Source organism: Candidatus Poriferisodalis sp., from assembly GCF_965208895.1.
In the GTDB taxonomy this organism is placed as follows: Bacteria; Actinomycetota; Acidimicrobiia; order Acidimicrobiales; family Poriferisodalaceae; genus Poriferisodalis.
In genome coordinates this window covers 1286849-1305900 of the sequence record NZ_OZ242363.1, presented here as the reverse complement: position 1 = coordinate 1305900, position 19052 = coordinate 1286849, and the positions used below count along the sequence as shown (strand labels likewise).

Genomic DNA, 19052 nt, shown 5'->3' with positions numbered 1-19052 from the left:
TCAGGGAGCGAGGGACTCATCTGAGAGAGCTTCCGCAGAGTTCTACGATGGCCTGCGTGGGGCCGCAGGATGATCGCACGGAGAACTCAGAGGACTGGTTGGCACGTGTGGCCGACATCAGGCAATGGACGCAGCGAGGCAAGCGAGCTCCGCACAAGCCGCTCTTGCTGTTGCATGCCATCGCCCAGCTGCACAACGACCGCGTCTCGCGGTTGGTCTATGAACAGGTTGGGCCGAAGCTGCGCGCTTGGCTCGACGATTTCGGTCCTCAGCGTGCAATCCAGCATCCCGAGCAGCCGTTCTGGCGATTGCAGAACGATGCCGGCTTGTGGTCTGTGAGTCACACGGTGCCGATCCGGCCGGACCAGCTCAGCGACGGGGCACTCCGCAAGGCGCAGGCCGTCGGTTCCCTCTCGCCGCAATTCGCCTCGGCGTTGCTTGACGACCCTGCGCTGATGCTCACGGTGGCGCGGTCGCTGCTGCTGTCCAACTGGCCCGAGAGCCTGCACACCAGCATCTGCGAGAGCGTCGGCTTGGATCTCGACGGGATAGAGGCATCGCTTGCCCGACAGCGGACCCGCGAACTCCCGATCCCTGAACGTCGCCGGGACCCCGAATTCCGGATCAAGGTGCTACGGGCCTACGAGTATCGATGTGCCATGTGCGGCTTTGATGGCCGACTCGACAGCACCACCGTCGGCCTCGAAGCCGCACACATCCAATGGTGGGCCGTGAACGGCCCCGATGTCATCCCCAACGGATTGTGCCTGTGCGCCATGCATCACCAGCTCTTCGACCGCGGAGTGCTGGGCTTGACCAGCGACCGAGAGGTCATGGTTTCTGCTCAGTTTGTGGGCCGAGACCGCGCAGCCGAAGAAATGGTGTGGTCGCTGAGCGGCAAGGAGCTGCTGCGGCCCCGAGACCATCTGGACGCCGTAGCCGAGCCGCATCGGCGCTGGCACGAAGATCAGGTATTCCGTAGCCCGGCCCGCTGATAGCGCGGAGACTCCCAAGCGGGCCGGCGTTGGCTGATCTGCGACGAGGTCGATTGGGCCTGCTGCCGTGTCGCTGAGCTGCTGGGGCATGGGTCTGGCGAATACGCCTCACGCCCACAGGCTGCAGCCGAGGGCGTCGGCGATGCGGCCGGCGACCCCGCTATTGGGCCGGTGGGCCGAGTTGCAACGCGGATTCGATACTGGTGAGTTGCTCAGTGTGACGTTGCGAATCGGTCTCGAGGCGGGCAAGGCGGTCTGTGTGATCCAGCAAGGTTGCATTCACTTCGGCGCGAAAATCCTGGATCTCGGTGCCAAGGCGTGTATCGACTCCATTGATTTCAGCGCTCAGTCGTGCTTCGACCCCATCGATCTCCATGCGAAGGCGTGTTTCGATCCCGTCGATCTCGGCGCTCAGTCGTGCTTCGAGACCGCCCATCTCGGTTCGTAGGCCAGTCTCGCTCCCGCTGACTTCGGTACGCAGTGCGGTGATGTCGGCGCGCAGCGCTGTGTAGCCCGCTGCGGCCACGGCGATGAGACCCGCGAGAATGGTGGTTGCCAGCGCGGTCAGCAGCGTAGAACGCCACGGGCGGTTCTGGGCCGCGACCGCCTGCGCTACGAGCTGGGTGAGACTGTCGGCATCGAGTGCAGCGGCGCCCGGCACTTTCGGATCTGCCGACAGTTCGGACTCGGCACCTACAGCCTCCGGATCCATGCCGGTCACCATAGCCATGGCGGCTCCTTCGGTTGAGCGGTCGCAGCACCGGGTATAGCTGAGAGGCCTCGTCAATCCGCAGTGGTTTTCGAGCTCGCCTGCGGACGTCTGTGACCGCGGACCCGAGCGTTCGGCTTCGCAGTAGCCGAATTGCAGGACACCGACGTTGAAACGTCGCAAGACTGTTCTCCGCGGAACTCGTGCATCCGCTGTCTCGAGGCTCGGGTCATCGGGACCACAACGCGCTGATGGGCAGCGCGACGATGCGGTCGGCGAGCCGGTAGCTGATATCACCGGTGTACAGCACTATCCCCAGGGCGAACTCGGCGCCGATGGTGTCGCGCATCCACGCAAGGTTTCGATAGTGCCGAGAGTTGACTGAGCGGCCGGCCTTCACCTCGAAGCCGAACACGCGGCCATCCGCAGCTTCGGCAATCACGTCGATCTCGCGCCGGCCGTCGGTGCTGCGAAAGTGGCTCAAGGCAACGGGTTCGTCAGAGAACGACGACTGCTTCGCCAGTTCGTTGACTACGAAGGTCTCCAGCAGCGGCCCGCGCATCCGCTCAGCAGGATCGAGAAGTTCCTCCGAGCCGAGCGACAGCAATGACGCTGCAAGACCGGTATCGGCCAAGTAGATCTTGGGACGGCGCCGAGCGCGGGTCACGGCACTGGCGGCCCATCCGGGCAGCGTGCGCACCAGGTAGAGCATCCTCAGGTGGGCGAGGTAGTCGGCGGTGGTGTCCCTGCTTCCGAAGCCGAGATCGCGGCGCAGGTCTTCGACGACGAGTTCAGATGCCGTGCGCGCCGCCGCTGCTTCGAGCAGACGTGGCAGGTCGTCGATCTTGCGCGCACCGGTCAGTTCTCGCACATCGCGAGCGACGACCGCCCGTATGTAGTCATCGAACCATATGGAGCGCAGGCGTTCCGACATGTCGGTGAGCGCCGGGTAGCCGCCTCGGGCCACCCGTACTGCGTACTCGCGGGGTGTGTGGTCTGCGATCTGTCGGCCAGCGAGGATGCGGTCTTCGAGTCGCGTGCTCTCGACCGCGCCACCGGTGCGACCACGATGAGCGTTGCCCGAGAGAAGCTCCGCCAAGAGCCCGTCGGTGCGCTCGCGTTCAGTCTCGCTGAGCGGGCCGAGATCGACGAAAGAGGCCCGTCCGGCAAGCGATTCGCTCAGATGCGGAACTGTCAGGAAATTCGCAGACCCGGTGAGCAGAAAGGCGCCCGGCGCGGGGTCGGCGTCGACAGCGATTTTGATCTCACGGACCAACGCGTCGCCCCCACGTTGCACCTCGTCGATGATGACCGGGCGACTGCGGATCTCGATGAACGAGCGTGGGTCTTCGACGCTCGCATTTCGTTGCGCCTGATCATCGAGGCTGACGTAGCTGCCGTCATCGCCGAACAGACGTGCCAGCGTGGTCTTGCCGGTCTGCCGGGCACCGTGCAGAACGACCACCCGGAAAGCGGCAAGTCGTTCGCGCACCGTGCGCTCAATCTGGCGTGGAACGAGGGGATGCTCTGCCATGGGTGTCTCGCCTACGGTCGGCATGCGGACGAACCGGTGACATGTTAGCGCTTCTATCGGTCATTTCTTGCATTCGTTATTGGTTGTTTCTCGCGGTTCATACTGGGCGAAGTGCTCGCTCCCGACCGCCTCGGCTACACCGACCTGAGCACCCCTATGAGGTGAGGGTTCAATCGTTGTTTGCCGGCTCTGGTAGTCCCGGCCGTCATGGGGTCTGCGAGTCGTGCTTGTACAGCGCGGAGGCGAGCAGGCCTGATGGCACGGCAACTACGCCGAGGCCGATCAGCACGATGAAGATGCTGAGCAGTTTGCCGCCGAAGCTGGCCGGCTGGTAGCCCTCGGCGCCGGCGGTCAGCGACAGCACCGCCCAGTAGAAGCTGTCGAAGATGCTGGTGTACAGCGTTTCGGGCTGATCGTGTTCGAGTTCGTAGATGCCCACCGATGCGATGAACATCAGGATTCCCGAGGCCGACAGGTAGACCAGCAGCTCGTCGGCGATGTCGCGGAACGCTGCACGGAACCGGTCGATGGCCTCGCTGCCGCGCACCAGCTTGAGCACGCGGAACACGCGCAGCAGGCGCAACAGGCGCAGCGACGTGCCGGCCGGGACATTCGCGAAGCCGCCGAGCACTGCCAGCAAGTCCACGATGCCGTAGAAGGAGAAGACATACCGCCACGCCGACGGTGCGAGCACGATGCGCATCACGTACTCGACGCCGAACAGCACCCAGATGACGAGTTCCAGCGTCCACAGCCACCCCGGCAGACCGCCATCGGCCGCGGCGTAGTGCGTGTCGGCCACCAGGGTAGCCATCGACAGCACGATGGCTGCCGTGATGAACACGTTGACCCGGCGGCCGAGCCGGGTATCCAAATCGAAGATCTGACGCACGCATCGCTCCTCTCGCTGAGCTGCTGGGGCGTGAGTCTGGCGGCGTGCATCACGTCCGCAGCGTGCAGATGGGAGCGTTGCATTTGTCGACGTGACCATGACCACATGTCCAGCCGTCGAGCGCGGACGGGGCGGCAATAATGGAGGCAGGGATGCAGGGAGGGCGAAGTAGGTTCGGCGGGTCTGCCGCCGTAGGCAGCCGCAACTGCGGAGACATCATGGGTTTCACCTACACCGACGTCACGGTCTGCAGCCCCGCCGAGCCTGAGCGCTCTTGGGAGGGATGTTTTCTTGTAGACACCGGGTCCACCGACACGCTGGTGCCGCGAGACCGTCTGGAGGACCTGGGCTTGCGGCCCTACGGAAGCGCTACCTACGAACTCGCCGACGGCAGCAGCCAGATCGCCGAGTTCACCGGCGCGCGGCTCGAGTTCATGGACTCGGATGCCTTCGTGCGGGTGGTATTCGGACCGCCGGGCTGCGAGCCGCTGCTGGGCGTGCTGGCGCTTGAGTCGGCCCGTTTCGAGGTGGATCCCGTCAGCCAAGAGATCAGACGCGTCAAGCGGCTTCGCCTCTGAGCAGTCCGGTACTTCGTCGCTGCATCTGCAGACTGCACGTCGCTGCCCCGAGTGCCGCCGACGGTAGAACTGGCTTCTTGCCCGAATTTGACGGACGCTCCCTTATCAAGCGGCGAGCGCGAGGGGCCTGGTTTGGGGTCTGTTCGTCGCGCCATATTCGGCGGGTGACGCGGCCGGCCTTCACCTCGAAGCCGAACACGCGGCCGTCCGCAGTTTCGGCAATCACGTCGATCTCGCGCCGGCCGTCGGTGCTGCGAAAGTGGCTCAAGGCAACGGGTTCGTCAGAGAACGACGACTGCTTCGCCAGTTCGTTGACTACGAAGGTCTCCAGCAGCGGCCCGCGCATCCGCTCAGCAGGATCGAGAAGTTCCTCCGAGCCGAGCGACAGCAATGACGCTGCAAGACCGGTATCGGCCAGGTAGATCTTGGGACGGCGCCGAGCGCGGGTCTTCGATGCTCGCATTTCGTTGCGCCTGATCATCGAGGCTGACGAAGCTGCCGTCATGGGGTCTGCGAGTCGTGCTTGTACAGCGCGGAGGCAGCAGGCCTGGTGGCACGGCGACGACGCCGAGGCCGATCATCACGATGAAGATGCTGAGCAGCTTGCCGCCGAAGCTGGCGGCGATGCGGCCAGCGACCTCGCTATTGGGCCGGTTGGCCGAGTTGCAACGCGGATTCGATAGCGGCGAGTTGCTCAGTGTGACGTTGCGAGTCGGTCTCGAGGCGGGCCAAGCGGTCTGTGTGATGTTGCGAGTCGGTCTCGAGGCGGGCCAAGCGGTCTGTGTGATGTTGCGAGTCGGTCTCGAGGCGGGCAAGGCGGTCTGTGTGATCCAGCAGGGTTGCGTTCACTTCTGCGCGGAATTCCTGGATCTCGGTGCGAAGGCGTGTTTCGAGCCCGTCGATCTCAGCGCTCAGTCCTGCGTCGACATCGCCGATCTCGGCTCGCAGGCCAGCCTCGACGCCGCTGAGTTCGGCACGCATTGCGGTGATGTCGGCGCGCAGCGCTGTGTAGCCCGCTGCGGCCACGGCGATGAGGCCCGCGAGAATGGTGGTCGCCAACGCGGTCAGCAGCGCAGAACGCCACGGGCGGTTCTGGGCCGCGACCGCCTGCGCTACGAGCTTGGCGAGAAGATCGGCATCGACTGCTGCGGCGGCGGGTGTCGCTGCAGCCAGCGGCTGCTCGGCCTCGACATCCCCAGCCTCGGGATCCATGCCGGTCACCATAGCCATGGCGGCTCCTTCGGTTGAGCGGTCACAGCCCCGGGTAGAGCTGAGAGGCCTCGTCAATCCGCAATGGTTTTCGGGCCGGCCTGCGGGCGTCTGTGAGCGCCGATCCAAGCGGACGGACCGACGGCCGGTCGGTGGTTACTGTGGCCTCGTTGCCGGGTTCGCCCCGGCACTCGGACGCAGTTCACGCGCACGGACGAGCCTGCGGCGAACGACCCAAAGTGAGCGAGGGAATCCATGGAACTTGGCGAGGCAGCACTGACGTCGATGACGACGAGGTACTTCACGACCGACCCCGTGTCGGACGAGACGCTAGAGCAGGCGTTCGACTATGCGCGTCACGCACCCCAGGGCGGCAACCGCCAGCCGGTGCGCTTCATCGTCGTGCGTGACGGCGAGAAGAAGCGGCAGCTGCAGGAGTGGTACCTGGAGCCGTGGAAGGCCTACCTGGGCATGGCCCGCAGCGGCGACATCGAGATCGTCGGAGAGAAGGCGAAGCGTCTGCTCGACAGCGCTGACTACTTCGCCGAGCATTTCGCCGAGGTGCCGGTGATCGTGGTCGCGTGTGGCTACATCGACGGCGTCCATCCCACCGACACCGAGCTTGGACGCCTCAGCGTCGTGGGCGGCGGCTCGATCTACCCGGCCGTGCAGAACTTCCTGCTCGGCTGCCGCGAAGCCGGCCTCGGCACCGCGCTCACCACGCTGCTGTGCATGTACGAACCGCAGGTCGCGGAGATGCTGGACATCCCCGAGGGCGTGGCCACTGCGGCCCACATCGCCGTCGGCTACCGGTCCACGCCGTTCCCGCGCAAGCTCGACCGGCTGCCGCTGTCGGAGATCGTCTTCGACGAAGCCTGGGGCAACTCGACCTATTAGCCGCCTGCGCGCACTCCTGATGCCTTCGCCGCGGGACCAGAGCATCCCGGCGACCGTGTTCCTTGCTCGGCGCTGTGGTGCCGACGGCGTCCCTTCGAGGACATCGTGCGTTGGCAGACCGCCCACCTCGCCGCGTACGCCGCCTGCGCCGCAGTGATGTCGTGGCCTTCCCGCCGATCTTCGGCTTCGCGTGAGCCACATTGGCTTGCTTTCGAAACCGCTCAATCATCCGCCTAGCATGCTTGAGATGCGGATTGACCGATGCTGCTTGCCGAGTCGCATTCAGCGACGCAGTGCTCTGCGGCGCTGCGCGGAACGGCGAGACGCGCGGAAATGTTGACTCGTCTCGAGGTTGACGGCTTCAAGAATCTGCTCGACCTCAATGTCGAGTTCGGGCCATTCACCTGCATTGCCGGGGAGAATGGCGTTGGCAAGTCGAACGTATTCGACGCAATCGAGTTCCTTAGTCTGCTGTCGTCGAATCCGCTAATGGAAGCCGCCCACATGGTTCGCTCAGCAGGCGAGCGCGGGTCTGGCGACCCTCTTGACTTGTTCTGGCGGGGATCCGTACAAGAGCAGCGGCGGATGCGATTCGCCGCAGAGATGATCATTCCTGCCGAAGTACACGACGATTTCGGAAGGGAAGCTCGCGCCTCAATCACTTTCATCCGCTACGAAGTCGAAGTTGGCTACGAACGGCCAACTGGGCGGGACAAATCCGGCGGCCTCGTGTTGCTCCGCGAAGCGATGACTCCGATCAGAATCGGCCAAGCACATCGGCATCTCCGCTTCCCTCATTCGAAGAAGAACTTTCGGGACTCGGTGGTCTTCGGCCGCCGAGCAGCCGCGTTCATCTCCACTGAGGATCGTGATGGCGAGGCGGTGATCGAGATTCACCAGGACGGCGGCAGCCGCGGGCGTCCGAAGCCGGCGTTGGCGGCACATGCGCCTGCGACGGTCCTCAGCACTATCACCGGTGCCGACAATCCGACCATGCTTGCAGCCCGGCGCGAGATGCAGAGCTGGCGGCGCCTCGCCCTTGAACCGACGGCGTTGCGAGCAGCCGACCGCTACTCGGACCGTCGACGGCTCACTGCGGCAGGCAGGCACCTTCCTGGAACCCTGCATCGGGTTGCGAACCGCCATTGTCAAAATGCAGCAGACAATTCCGCAAGCGGCGAGGCCTACGCCCGCATTGCTGTGCGACTCGGTGCGCTCTCGGGCGTTGGGGCACGCCACGTGCGGGTAGACGAGAATGACACAAACGAGCTGTTCACTCTGATGGTGACCGAGCTCAATGGCATCGAGCTGCCAGCTCAGGCACTCTCTGAAGGAACGCTCAGATTCCTTGCGCTGGCTGTTCTCGAATCCGATCCCGACGAACGCGGCCTCATTTGCATGGAAGAACCGGAAAACGGTATCCACCCAGGCAACGTTTCTGAAATGGTGGATTTGCTGAGGGACCTGGCCGTCGATCCGGATCTACCGGTAGCTGACGACAACCCGGCCCGGCAGGTGATCGTCAATACGCATTCACCGGCGCTTGTTCAGCACATTGACCCCGACGAGCTTCTGGTCGCCATGTCGAGCGTTCGCGGCGAAGCAGGCGGCATGCCTGAGCGCGTCCTCCGGCTGGTGCCATTTGCAAATAGTTGGCGGGAGAAGCATTCCGAGTCCGGTGTCGCGACGCATCTGGACCTCTTGCCGTTCCTGACGATCGCCAGGGGTGCCCAGATCTCGCTCGACGATTACGGGCTCGAAACGCAGACCGCGTGATCCGACGCGCCATTCTGTTCACCGACGGCGTGTCAGATCGACCGCTAGCCGCGCACCTCGAGGCGATGTGTGTCGAGCGCGGTGTGCGTGTCCACGTGACCGCTCCCGAGTTCGAGCGCTTGCCAGACCCGCCGGGCCGGCGCATCAGCGACCGACTCGAGTTCTTGCTGCGAGGGGAACAATCACCGGATTTGCTGTTTGTTCATCGTGACGCTGAGAAGCTGAGTGTGGAGCATCGGCTGAATGAGATCGATGCGGCCGTACAGCAAGTGCTTGCGGGCCTTCCAACCGTGCCGGTCATCCCGGTACGCATGACCGAAGCTTGGCTGCTCGCCGACCAGCAGCTGATCCGTCGGGTAGCAGGCCGTCCCAACTCGACGGATGACCTTGAGATCCCTGGACTGCATCGACTTGAGAGCCTTCCGGACCCAAAGGGGGTACTGCAAAAGGCATTGGCCATCGCCTCCGGTACCAGCGGCTGTCACCGAAAGCAATTCGATAGGCGATTCAGTTCGCACCGCCGGCTGCTCGTAGAGCGGCTTGACCGATCAGGCCCGGTCAGCCATCTTCCGCGGTGGCAGGCGCTGGAGTCTGATCTCGGTCGCGTCCTAGGTGCCCTGTAGCTTGCGCACTGGCTGGCGATGAGGCGCGCCGGAGCGTCGGGGACGGGGAGCACGACATGGCGATGACCGACGAGCAGCGGCAACAAGCGGCTGCGGCACTGCTGCATGCCGAGAACACCCGCGAGTGGATCGACCCGATCACCGACACCTACCCGGGTGCCGACAACGAGGACGCCTACGCCATCGGCCAGTACGTCACCGACGCCAAGGTGGCGGCCGGTCGGATCGTCAAGGGCTACAAGGTCGGCCTCACCTCCAAGGCCATGCGCTCTACGTCGGGCGCCACCGAGCCCGACTACGGGACGCTGTTCGACAACTGGTTCCTCGACGAGGGCTCCATCGTGCCGGCGTCGATCCTGAACGTCCCGCTGGTGGAGATCGAGATCGTCTTCGTGCTGAAATCGGAACTAGGCGGCCCCGACACCAACGCCATCGACGTGATGCGGGCCACCGACTTTATCCTGCCCGGCATCGAGGTGGTGGACCGGCGCTACAACCGGCGCAGCACCCAGGCCGGGGTGGCCGACAGCATCGCCGACGCGGCATCGTGCGGGTTCATCATCGTGGGCGGCCGCCCCACCAAGCTCACCGACATCGACATCCGCCACATCGGCGGTGCGCTGTACCTCAACGGCGACCTAGAAGAGTCCGGCACCGCCGCAGCCGTCATGGGCAACCCGCTCAACTCGGTGGCCTGGCTAGCCCGCAAGCTCGACGAGTTCGGCGTCACCATGTCAGCGGGCCACGCGATCCTGTCGGGCTCATTCATACGCGCCCGCACGATTCGCCCCGGCGACGCCATCGTCGCCGACTTCGGCCCCCTCGGCCAGATCAGCTTCGGGGTCGGAGACGCCGAAGGTTGACACAGCGGCGTCGGGCTGTCCGAAGAGGGCGACTGAAGCTCGGCAGCTCAGTCTTCGACGTAGGCCTCGAAGGTGCAGGAGATCTGCACCGGCCCGCCGCCTTCCACCTTCATGTTGTGGCGCGACGGCCGCGACTCAGGGTCGGGGAAACGCTCCAGCCATGGCCCGTTCAGCGCTGGGCGTGACGCCGCAGGGTCGGTGACGTAAAACGTCATCTTGGCCATGTCGTCCCACGTGGCGCCGGCGCCCTCGAGCATCTGGCCGACGTGGGTGAACAGATTCTCGATCTGCTCCCCGAGCGAGTCGGGCACGTCGCGCGAGCCCGGATTCGTCGGCGGCGTGATGCTGGACACCACCAGCGGACCGATGCGCGTCGCAGCGGGAATCGGGTTCGCGTGCTGGAAGCTCTCGATCTCAATCGACTTGCGTGCCATGACGAGTTCTCCTCCGCGGCTGATGTTCAGCCCGCTGGTCGGGTCGTGCCCGCAAACCTACGCGAGGACGCGCACGGCACCGTCGAGTTCATCCATCAGCGAGTGGGCTAGGTGCCCTCGACCGCAACCATCTGGAATTCGGCGGCACCGGCTCGAACGTCACGAGCGTGGCGGTACTTCTCGGAGTCGTAGAACGCCCTTGCTGAGTCCATGTCGGGGAACTCCAGCACCACGAGGCGCCGGTTCTCCTCGGGACCTTCGAGGGTCTCCGACTCGCCGCCCCGCACGATGAACTTCCCGCCGCTCTCGGCGACGGCAGCCGGCGACAGCGCTTTGTACTTCTCGTACTGGTCTGGGTCGGTGACGTTGACCCGCGTGATCACATATGCAGCCACGGTGTTCCTTTCGGTGCAGGTACTGAGCCCGCTCGCCGACGACTTCGGTGCGCCGGCTGCTAGGAGACCGAATTCAGGATGGCTTCGCGTCCGTGCTTGAAGCCTGCTGACTCGGGGGTGTGATTGAGCGCCAGCTCGGACTCGACTTCGCCGGCGATGCGGGAGTGCCACATCTTGCGCGGCTGGGACATGTCGAACGGCACGCCTTGGTGCATGAGTCGGCGGTTGTCCCAGATCACGGCCTCGCCCGCAGTCCACGCGTGCTGGTAGATCCGCGGCGGCTGGCAGGCCTCGCGATTGAGCCGATCCAGCAGCGCCACCGACTCGTCGGGGTCCATGCCGACGATGTCGTGCGCGTGCCGGCCGATCAGCAGGTTGGGCCGGCCGGTGTCGGGGTGATACTTCACCAGCGGCCGGACCGAGATGTCCATGTCGTGGTAGCCGTACATGCCGTAGGTGCCGTCATCCTTCTTCTTCGGCAGCAGGCCCGCCCGACCCTGGCTGTAGTAGAGCGAGTGGTGCGCCTCCAGCGTGTGCACCAGCTCACGGTCTTCGTCGGAGAGCACCTCGTATGCAGCCCGCATGTCGGCCCACCCGGTGTCGGCACCGTCTTTGGGCACCAGCTCGGCGGTGAACACTGCGCCTTTGGCCTGCAGCGGCATGTAGGTGCTGTCGTGATGCCAGCCCCAGTTGCCCTTCAGCGACTTCACCAGATCGTCGGCGGGTTCGTAGTGGACCTTGCCGTCCTTGCCGACATTCGAGATGGCCGCGGCGTGGAACTCCAGGTCGCCGAAACGCAGGGCGAACGCGTCCTGCTCGTCGTTGGTCAAGAACTGACCCGAGAAGATCAGCAGCGCGTACTCCAGCCACACTTCGTGCAGGGCCTCGAAGGTGGCGTCGTCGATGGAACGGAGCTCGATGTCGTGCACCCACGCACCGAACGTGCGATCGAGCGGTTCGATATTCAGCGTGACAGCCGTCATGGCCGGATCGTAGCACCGCGCCCGAATTAGCTTCAGGGTGCCGCTTCTGCTGCTAGAAACCCGACGACGGCACACGGCCCACGGCAGCGCATCTGCAATCTGGCGAGCGCGCGGCGCGCAGGCAAGACTCACCCGGGGCCAAGCGCCCCCAAGCACGACAAGGAGCTGCGCAATGGTCGATGTCGGCTCGGCTCCGCGGAATGCGCGCTCGTCGGCCCCGGCGGGCGATGACTGAGGACCCGCCGTCAACGACTCGCAACGCGCCCCAGGTCTTCCGACTCCGGTTCGCTGACGGTGCGCCGCGGGCGATGCCGATGGACGGGGGCCGCCGTGCAGGCGACACTGTCGCGCCGCGCGTCGAGCACATTGCGCCAGTTCGCACGATGCCGACCGCGTCTCGTCCGCAGTTGCTGAGGCCGACCGCGACACCCACTGCGGCGCCGACCCAGATTCCGGCCTCGGCACCGCCCGCGACCCCGGCCCCGACTCCGACACAACACCCAGGGCAGCGAGGCCCTGCTGATGAACGCGTCTCGAGCCGGGCCCGCTTGGCGCTCGCCACCGGGTCGCTGGCATTCGTGCTCGGCACGGTCAACGTCACGGTGACGAACGTTGCATTCCCCGACATCGTGCGGGCGTTCCCCGGCGTGTCAGGGGCGGTGACGGGCTGGATCGTGAGCGGCTACGCGCTCGCGTTCTCCTCCACGATCATCATCGGCGGTCGGCTCGCGGATCGCTACGGCCGACTGGTGGTGTTCCGCCTCGGCGTGCTCGGCCTCTTCGCGTCATCGATCGCCGCAGGGCTGGCACCTGGCATCGAGCTGCTCCTCATAGCCCGCGTCGTGCAGGGGCTGTGCGGGGCGCTGACCGTGCCGTCCTCGCTCGCGCTCGTGCTGCCGCAGTTCCCCGCGGCGCGCCAAGCGAGCGTCATCGGCGTTTGGGCCTCCGCGGGGATGGCGGCGTCGGGCATCGCGCCCGGCATGGCCGCCGGCATCCTCGAGATCGCCAGCTGGCGCTGGGTGTACCTGACGATTGCTCCTATAGCGGCGCTCGCATTCCTCGGTTCGATCTGGTTCCTGCAGGAGACAGCCAAGCCGGATCGCAGCAGGCCCCTCGACTTGCTCGGCGTCGCCATGGGGACTGCTGCGGTGTTCTTCGTCGTGCTGGCAACCCTGCAGGGGCGATTCTGGGGATGGGGAACGATCGGAACGCTCTCGTGCTTCATCGGTGCCGCGGTGCTGCTGCCGCTGTTCCTGTGGCGCTCCGCCGGTCACGACGAGCCGCTCTTCGATCCGCGACTCTTTCGGGTTCGCAGCTTCGCCGTGGCCAACATGGCGGTGTCGTTGGCAATGATCGGCGCTTTCACGAGTTGGTTCCTGTGGCCGCAATATCTGGTAGGGGTCTGGGACTACAGCCTGTGGGCCGTCGGTCTGGCGTTCACCCCGGCCCCGATCATCTCGGCGGTCATGGCGGTGCTCGGCGGCCGCTGGGCCGACAAGCACGGGTTTCGGGGGATGATGGCCCTCGCATCGGCTGTCGCAACGGTCGGCCATCTGTGGCTGCTGTTCTTCTTGGACGAGAACGTGCGCTTCTGGTTTGCGTTCTTTCCTGCGACCGTGTTCTTCGGCCTGGGCATGGGCCTGCTCGCCAGCCACCTGAACTCCGCGGCACTCGTGGACATCAAGCCGGACGCGCTCGCGACTGCGAACGGGGTGCATCAGTCGCTGCGCTACAGCGTCGGTGGCATCGGTGTCGCTGTCGCCATCGCGGTGCTGGGCGGCGCCCACGAGGTGCATCTCTACAACTGGCTGTGGCTGCTGCTCGGCGGCCTGCAAGCGCTGTGCATTCCGCTGATGGGGCTCGCCTATCCCCGCAAGCGCCCAACCACTGCCTGACCGGCGCGGTCGCACTTGTGGCGGTGCCCGCTACAGCAGCTCGTAGACCTCGTAAGCGAGCTTGCCGTCGTCGAGCGAGCCGACGCCGACTGCCTGCACCTTGTTGAGCCAGGCGTAAGGGCCCTCCATCGACGTCTGGAATGTCGGAGCCGACCGGGGCGTGCCGTCGTCGAGGATCTTTCCCTGATACTCCATCAGGATGTCGACCTCGTCGTCGGTGCGGATCGAGATGCGCACGTCGAGGCTCATCGTGCCGTCGGCCGAGCGGTACAGCCAGTCGCCTGACGGGCCCAAAATGGTGCCGTTGATGCGCTCGCCGGTGACCGTGCCGCTGTCGACCGAGGCGACCATCCGGGTACCAGCGGGCCCGCCGCGGATGCGGGTCGCATTCGATAGGTCGGCCTCAATGTCCATTCTGAACAGGTGTCGTACTGGCAGGGATGTCTCTGACATCTGGGTGCTCCTTGTTTATGGGGATTGGGGCTTATGGGGATGGGGGCTTATGGGGATGGGGGCTTGGCGAGATTCTGGTTGCGGGGAACGAGTCGGCGGGCCAGCAGCGGCCGCCGCCACTCGCGCCGGGAGCTACATGGTGAAACGCAGATTGCGTGCGGCGTGGGCGCCGAGTTCGGCATCGCCCGACCACGTGACCAGGCCCGCCGCAATAGGCACCTCAGGGTCGATCCGCCCGCAGGTGAGATCCATGAACGCCATCGAGTCGCAGTGCAGCGTGACGGTCGGGTTCTCCACGTGGTCGACCTCACGGGCCCGGCCCTCCACTTGGACGTAGATGTCGCGCTCCACAGCGCCGGTGATGTCGAAGCGCATGGAGGCGCCATCGGGAAGCCCCACCTTCTTGCCGGCGATGTAGCCGACCGACAGGTGCACCTCGTTCAGGGCCATCTCGGCGGCGGGACCGCCGTTGTCGGTCGGCATCCCCAGCGGGGTGCGGCAGTCACGCTCGTGCATCCAATGGTCGAATTCCCGGATCGCCATGAAGCGGCCGTAGGTTCCGGGCCCGACCGGGGTGATCGACCCGCGGTCGAAGACCTCGTCGTCGAGTGCCTCGAGTTGTGCAGCGCGCCCATCCCACACTTCGGCGGCAAACGCTGTCAGCTCCGCTCCGCTCATGGCCGTCGCTGCAGAGACGTAGCCGGCGATATCGCCGAACGGAGGCGGCGTCTCGACCGACTCAGGCAGCCAGCCCGACAGGGCCTGCTCCACGGACACCTGATGGGCGAGCACGCCGTGGACGGTCCAATCCGGGCAGTGCGACTGCACCTGCCACTGATCGCCTTCCAGCGAGCCGTAGAACTCCTTGCAGCTTGCCCAGCAGGCCTTGAGGTTGTCGATGATGAGTTGCGGCTGACTCATGGTGTTGGTCCCGTCGTTTGTCGTGCTTGTGGTGATCGAGAGAGGTGCTTCAGTGCTCAGGCGGTCTCGGCCCGGATGCGTTCGATGATCTCGCCCAGCCGGTCAATCATGGCCTCGACCGAGCGGGCACCGGCCTGGAAGATGGCGGTCACGTTCACGGAGGCCCAGTCGAAGCCGAGCGCATTGAGCACGGCGGCGCGCTCGCCGATCGCGTCCAGGTCCTTGTAGAAGCCCTTGTCGGCGTCGGTACGTGGCGGCGGGGCCAGCATCAGCTGCATGCCGATCGACGCCGGATCTCGGCCGAAGTCCTCCTCGGCTCGTCGGCGGATCTCCGTCATGCACTCGAGCGCCCGCTCATCGCTGACGCCTGACGCCATCCACCCGTCGCCCTTCTGGGCGGTGCGGCGCAGTGCAGCAGGGCTGTCGCCGCCGATCCACAAGGGAATCGCGGCACCCTGCGGCGACACGGGCTCCATGCCCATGTCGTGGCTGTTGTAGTGCTCGCCGGCGTAGGAGATCCGGCCGCCTGCCCAGTAGGCCCGCATGAGGTCGATGGCCTCGTCCATGCGCTTGCCGCGGGTGTGGAAGTCCTCTTCGAGCGCGTCGTACTCCGAGTCCTGCCAGCCCACGCCGATGCCGAGGCGCACACGGCCGTTCGACAGTGTGTCCAGCGTCGAGATCTGCTTGGCCACCAGCACCGGTTGTCGCTGCGGCAGCACCAGCACTTCCGTCGACAGCGACACTCGCTCGGTCACTGCCGCCACGTTTGCCAGCAGCATCAGCGCTTCGAGGATCGGCATGTTGGCGGGGTAGATGGTGAAGCGGCCCTCGCCGGGGTGGCCCATCACGACATGGTCGAATGCGGCAATCTCGTCGTAGCCCAAGTCCTCGATGGCCTTCGCCAGGTCGAGCACTCGCTGGGGTCCTTCCCGGAACGCAATGGACGGGAAGTCGACGGCGATCTTCATGCGCTGCTCTCCTCCATCTCGGTCCCGGTGACTACTCGGGACTCAAGGGCAGGCGGACCCTAGCTGTCGCCGGCATGAGCAGTCTCCCGTCGGAGGTGTGCTCAGCGATCTCGAGTTCGACGATCCCCGTCTCGGCATCCACCGACGTCACGGTGCCTGAGAACACGAGCTCTTCGCCGGTCAGACCGCTGGCGCGGTTTTGCCAGGTGACGCCCAGCAAGCGGGCGGCAGGGCCCGCCCAGTCGGTGACGAATTGCGTCAGCCACGCGCCCTGCAGCGGACCGTGCACGACGATGTCTTCGTGCCCCTCGAAGCGGGCGTACTCACGGTTGTAGTGAATGCGATGCGGGTTGTGGCTGGCCGCGCTGTACAAGAAGAGCTGTGCCTCGTCGGGGAATTTATGCATCGTGGGCAGTTCCTGCCCGGCCTCGAGGGTCGCCAGGTTCGGTGCCGCGGCGGTCACGTCAGTGGAGGTGCTCATCGTGCAATGCCGATCATGCGGGAACGGGCGACTTCGTCGCCGAATTGATTGACGAACGTCGTCTCGCGCACTTGCCGGACGAAGGGCCCCTTGCGGCCCTCCTTCTGGTCGACCGCGGCTAGCCGGACGGTAGCGGTGATCTCGTCGCCGACGCAGACCGGTTCGAGGAAGTCCCATTCCTCGCCGCCGAACATCACCCGGTCGACCAACAGCGGTATCCGGGTGCCTTCGCGGTACAGACCGTCGGTGCGCAGCTCGGACGCCGTTCTTGGCTGCACCACAGCGTGGGTGACGTAGGTGGGCGGCGCCACCAGCGTCCGGTACCCGGCCGCCTGGGCGGCGACCTCGTCGAAATAGATCGGGTTCTCGTCGCCGACTGCATAGGCGTAGCGCTGTGCTTCGCGCCGGTCGACGACCACGGTGACCGGCCCCGACAGCACCTCGCCGACGCGTTCCAACGTCTCGGCTGGGATCAGCGACTCGCTCATGTGCGCGACATTAGAGGCTGAGCCGGTAGGCGCAGCCGTGGCCCGAGCGGCCCGTGAGCCCAATCGCATCAGAGCTGGGAACAAGAGCGGGAGACACCTGGCGGCGCGACGGAGGGTCCACCTGCAGAAGCGTTCTGTGAGGAGGCAGTGCGCTCAGGCGCAGGAGTCGGTGCTGCCGCAGCGCGCTCCGCCTCCCCGCGCCGCCCGGTCGCCCCGTCGCCAGTAGCGTTTCCCTCAGAGCAGGAGGAAGAGCCGTGGCGTTGTGGTCGAGGAAGCTGGAGGTGCCCGACGCCGAGGGCGCGCTGCCCGGACGAAGCCAGGCGATGCCCGTGGCCCCGGCGCACGCCGTGCTCGGAACGCCGATGACGCCGCCGTTCCCCGATGGCTTCAAGCACATCGTGGTCGGGATGGGCTGCTTCTGGGGTGCCGAGCGCATCTTCTGGCAGTTGCCCGGCGTGTACACCACCGCCGTGGGCTACGCCGGCGGGATCACCCCCAATCCCAGCTATGAGGAAGTGTGCTCCGGCATGACCGGTCACACCGAGGCCGTGCTCGCCGTGTTCGACCCGGCGCAGACCAGCCTCGAGGTGCTGCTGAAGGCGTTCTGGGAGGGCCACGACCCAACCCAAGGCATGCGGCAGGGCAACGACATCGGCACGCAATACCGATCGGGCATCTACGCAGCCGACAAGGCCGAGCTGGAGTTCGTCATCTCGTCTCGGGACATGTTCCAAGCGGTGCTCGACGGCGCCGGGCTCGGGGGCATCACCACCGAGATCTGTCTGGCCGGCCCGTTCTTCTATGCCGAGGACTACCACCAGCAGTACCTGCACAAGATCCCGTGGGGCTACTGCGGACTCGGCAGCACCGGCCAGACCTGCCCGGTGGGTGTCGTCACCGCCGACTGACTAGCTGAACGAGCTGGCGAACGCAGCCATCGTCTCACCGGTCACGGCGCGCCGGTCCTCGCCCCACGGCAGCGGCATCAGCACCGGGTACTCCACGCCTGCGTCCACATACGCCTGCGTGAACTCGACGATTTCGGCTGGCGTGCCGATGAAGTCAATTGCCTGGATCATCTCGTTCGAGATCGCAGCGATCGCGCCCTCGCGATCGCGCTCGGATTGGCGGGCGCGGGCTTCGTCCACCTCGTCGCCGAAGCCCGCCGCACGGAAGGCGTTGGCGTAGCCGTCGGCCAGCGCGTAGTTCAGCAAGTCGCGCTGGGCCGACCGTGCCGAGCGCTCCAAGTCGCCCGCGGCGGCATGGACGTAGCAGATGATCTGCGCCTCGCCGCCCTTGCGAACCTCGGCGACGACACTCGGCACGTGGGAGGCGGGCAGGTAGTTGAGCAGCACGCCGTCGGCCACCTCTCCCGCCAGCCGCAGCATCTGCGGATTGAGCGCCGCCAGCACGATCTTCGGGCGCCGCTCGCCCAGCCGCATGGCCAAGCGGAACCGGCGAACCTGCCAGAAGTCGCCCTCGAACGTCACCGATTCGCCGCTCAGGCACTCACGCAGCAGCGCCACGTATTCGCGCATCATCGCGATGGGGCGATCCGGCGGCTGCTCGCCGTGCTGGCGCAGGATGCCTGGCGCCGACACACCGAGTCCCACCAGCACATCACGGTCGGCCTTCAGCGATTGCAACGTGGAAGCCGTCATGGCGACCAGCGTGGGTGCACGCAGCTGGATCGGAATGATGCCGGTCGCCAGATCGATGCCAGGCGCCGCGTGGGCGACTGCACCCAGCAGCGAGAACGCATCCGTCCCCGTCGCCTCGACCGTCCAGATCGACGAGTATCCCTGCGCCTCAGCGGAGCGGGCGATGTCGGTGACAGCAGCGGGGCCCAGCACTCCCAAGCTGCCGACGGTCACACCGTACGGCTGGGCTCGGGCCCCCTTGGTCTTGGTCGAACCAGTCGTGCTCATGGCGGCGCACCGTACCCGCCGACCGCGCGG

The 19052-nt window shown here is 65.8% G+C and carries 22 protein-coding genes; 8 read left to right on the top strand and 14 right to left on the bottom strand.

Annotated features, from left to right (window positions below; all coding sequences use genetic code 11):
- The first annotated feature begins 56 nt into the window (after positions 1 to 56).
- Complete coding sequence (locus tag ACOGJB_RS05880) at positions 57 to 995, top strand: phosphorothioated DNA-binding restriction endonuclease (protein ID WP_419839880.1); 939 nt, start codon at positions 57 to 59, stop codon at positions 993 to 995.
- Positions 996 to 1155: 160 nt separating this feature from the next.
- Here ACOGJB_RS05880 and ACOGJB_RS05875 read toward each other — a convergent pair whose 3' ends face one another.
- The 3 genes from ACOGJB_RS05875 to ACOGJB_RS05865 form a co-directional block, all read right to left on the bottom strand.
- Positions 1156 to 1725 (bottom strand): hypothetical protein, encoded by a 570-nt coding sequence (locus tag ACOGJB_RS05875; RefSeq protein WP_419839879.1) that lies wholly within the window; start codon positions 1723 to 1725, stop codon positions 1156 to 1158.
- Between the two features lie 208 nt (positions 1726 to 1933).
- On the bottom strand, positions 1934 to 3238 hold the full coding sequence (locus ACOGJB_RS05870) for an ATP-binding protein (RefSeq protein WP_419839878.1): 1305 nt from the start codon (positions 3236 to 3238) through the stop codon (positions 1934 to 1936).
- Between the two features lie 205 nt (positions 3239 to 3443).
- Positions 3444 to 4130: an ion transporter gene (locus tag ACOGJB_RS05865; protein WP_419839877.1), complete on the bottom strand. Its 687-nt coding sequence runs from the start codon at positions 4128 to 4130 to the stop codon at positions 3444 to 3446.
- 218 nt (positions 4131 to 4348) lie between these two features.
- On the opposite strand from ACOGJB_RS05865, the gene ACOGJB_RS05860 reads away from it, so the two are divergent.
- The gene (locus tag ACOGJB_RS05860; protein ID WP_419839876.1) at positions 4349 to 4708 is read left to right on the top strand and encodes an aspartyl protease family protein; all 360 of its coding nucleotides are present in this window, start codon (positions 4349 to 4351) and stop codon (positions 4706 to 4708) included.
- Here the strand turns inward: ACOGJB_RS05860 and ACOGJB_RS05855 are convergent.
- Positions 4689 to 5213 (bottom strand): DUF4143 domain-containing protein, encoded by a 525-nt coding sequence (locus ACOGJB_RS05855; protein ID WP_419839875.1) that lies wholly within the window; start codon positions 5211 to 5213, stop codon positions 4689 to 4691. The two genes, ACOGJB_RS05860 and ACOGJB_RS05855, sit on opposite strands and share 20 nt — an antisense overlap.
- 137 nt (positions 5214 to 5350) lie before the next feature.
- Positions 5351 to 5938, bottom strand: a complete 588-nt coding sequence (locus ACOGJB_RS05850; protein WP_419839874.1) for a hypothetical protein — start codon at positions 5936 to 5938, stop codon at positions 5351 to 5353.
- A 234-nt stretch (positions 5939 to 6172) separates the two neighbouring features.
- Between ACOGJB_RS05850 and ACOGJB_RS05845 the strand changes: the two genes are divergently transcribed.
- The 4 genes from ACOGJB_RS05845 to ACOGJB_RS05830 all read left to right on the top strand — a co-directional run bounded on the left by ACOGJB_RS05845 (position 6173) and on the right by ACOGJB_RS05830 (position 10076).
- Complete coding sequence (locus ACOGJB_RS05845) at positions 6173 to 6814, top strand: nitroreductase family protein (RefSeq protein WP_419839873.1); 642 nt, start codon at positions 6173 to 6175, stop codon at positions 6812 to 6814.
- Between the two features lie 261 nt (positions 6815 to 7075).
- On the top strand, positions 7076 to 8590 hold the full coding sequence (locus ACOGJB_RS05840; protein ID WP_419839872.1) for an AAA family ATPase: 1515 nt from the start codon (positions 7076 to 7078) through the stop codon (positions 8588 to 8590).
- Positions 8587 to 9213, top strand: coding sequence for a hypothetical protein (locus ACOGJB_RS05835; RefSeq protein ID WP_419839871.1), 627 nt, complete (start codon positions 8587 to 8589; stop codon positions 9211 to 9213). The genes ACOGJB_RS05840 and ACOGJB_RS05835 overlap by 4 nt, the downstream gene beginning before the upstream one ends.
- A 56-nt stretch (positions 9214 to 9269) precedes the next feature.
- Positions 9270 to 10076 carry a 2-keto-4-pentenoate hydratase gene (locus tag ACOGJB_RS05830; RefSeq protein WP_419839870.1) on the top strand — a complete coding sequence of 269 codons (807 nt, stop codon included), beginning with the start codon at positions 9270 to 9272 and terminating at the stop codon, positions 10074 to 10076.
- Positions 10077 to 10123: 47 nt separating this feature from the next.
- On the opposite strand, the gene ACOGJB_RS05825 is transcribed toward ACOGJB_RS05830, so the two are convergent.
- From ACOGJB_RS05825 to ACOGJB_RS05815, 3 genes are all read right to left on the bottom strand, one after another.
- On the bottom strand, positions 10124 to 10510 hold the full coding sequence (locus tag ACOGJB_RS05825) for a RidA family protein (protein WP_419839869.1): 387 nt from the start codon (positions 10508 to 10510) through the stop codon (positions 10124 to 10126).
- A gap of 107 nt (positions 10511 to 10617) precedes the next feature.
- Positions 10618 to 10905, bottom strand: a complete 288-nt coding sequence (locus ACOGJB_RS05820; protein ID WP_419839868.1) for a DUF1330 domain-containing protein — start codon at positions 10903 to 10905, stop codon at positions 10618 to 10620.
- A 59-nt stretch (positions 10906 to 10964) separates the two neighbouring features.
- Entirely contained in the window at positions 10965 to 11888 is a 924-nt protein-coding gene (locus ACOGJB_RS05815; protein ID WP_419839867.1) for a TauD/TfdA dioxygenase family protein, read from the bottom strand.
- A gap of 308 nt (positions 11889 to 12196) precedes the next feature.
- Here ACOGJB_RS05815 and ACOGJB_RS05810 point away from each other — a divergent pair, with 308 nt between their 5' ends.
- Positions 12197 to 13783, top strand: coding sequence for an MFS transporter (locus ACOGJB_RS05810; RefSeq protein WP_419839866.1), 1587 nt, complete (start codon positions 12197 to 12199; stop codon positions 13781 to 13783).
- A 30-nt stretch (positions 13784 to 13813) separates the two neighbouring features.
- Here the strand turns inward: ACOGJB_RS05810 and ACOGJB_RS05805 are convergent, their stop codons facing one another.
- From ACOGJB_RS05805 to ACOGJB_RS05785, 5 genes are all read right to left on the bottom strand, one after another.
- Positions 13814 to 14236 (bottom strand): DUF3237 domain-containing protein, encoded by a 423-nt coding sequence (locus tag ACOGJB_RS05805; protein ID WP_419839865.1) that lies wholly within the window; start codon positions 14234 to 14236, stop codon positions 13814 to 13816.
- 132 nt (positions 14237 to 14368) lie between these two features.
- Positions 14369 to 15157 (bottom strand): maleylpyruvate isomerase family mycothiol-dependent enzyme, encoded by a 789-nt coding sequence (locus ACOGJB_RS05800; protein WP_419839864.1) that lies wholly within the window; start codon positions 15155 to 15157, stop codon positions 14369 to 14371.
- A gap of 56 nt (positions 15158 to 15213) precedes the next feature.
- On the bottom strand, positions 15214 to 16125 hold the full coding sequence (locus tag ACOGJB_RS05795) for an LLM class F420-dependent oxidoreductase (protein ID WP_419839863.1): 912 nt from the start codon (positions 16123 to 16125) through the stop codon (positions 15214 to 15216).
- Positions 16126 to 16156: 31 nt separating this feature from the next.
- The gene (locus ACOGJB_RS05790; protein ID WP_419839862.1) at positions 16157 to 16606 is read right to left on the bottom strand and encodes an acyl dehydratase; all 450 of its coding nucleotides are present in this window, start codon (positions 16604 to 16606) and stop codon (positions 16157 to 16159) included.
- Complete coding sequence (locus ACOGJB_RS05785) at positions 16603 to 17094, bottom strand: FAS1-like dehydratase domain-containing protein (protein ID WP_419839861.1); 492 nt, start codon at positions 17092 to 17094, stop codon at positions 16603 to 16605. Before ACOGJB_RS05785 ends, ACOGJB_RS05790 begins: the two co-directional genes overlap by 4 nt.
- A 323-nt stretch (positions 17095 to 17417) precedes the next feature.
- Between ACOGJB_RS05785 and msrA the strand changes: the two genes are divergently transcribed.
- Positions 17418 to 18002, top strand: a complete 585-nt coding sequence (gene msrA, locus ACOGJB_RS05780; protein WP_419840688.1) for a peptide-methionine (S)-S-oxide reductase MsrA — start codon at positions 17418 to 17420, stop codon at positions 18000 to 18002.
- Here the strand turns inward: msrA and ACOGJB_RS05775 are convergent, their stop codons facing one another.
- Positions 18003 to 19022, bottom strand: a complete 1020-nt coding sequence (locus tag ACOGJB_RS05775) for an LLM class F420-dependent oxidoreductase (RefSeq protein WP_419839860.1) — start codon at positions 19020 to 19022, stop codon at positions 18003 to 18005. It lies immediately after the preceding gene.
- Between the last annotated feature and the right edge of the window lie 30 nt (positions 19023 to 19052).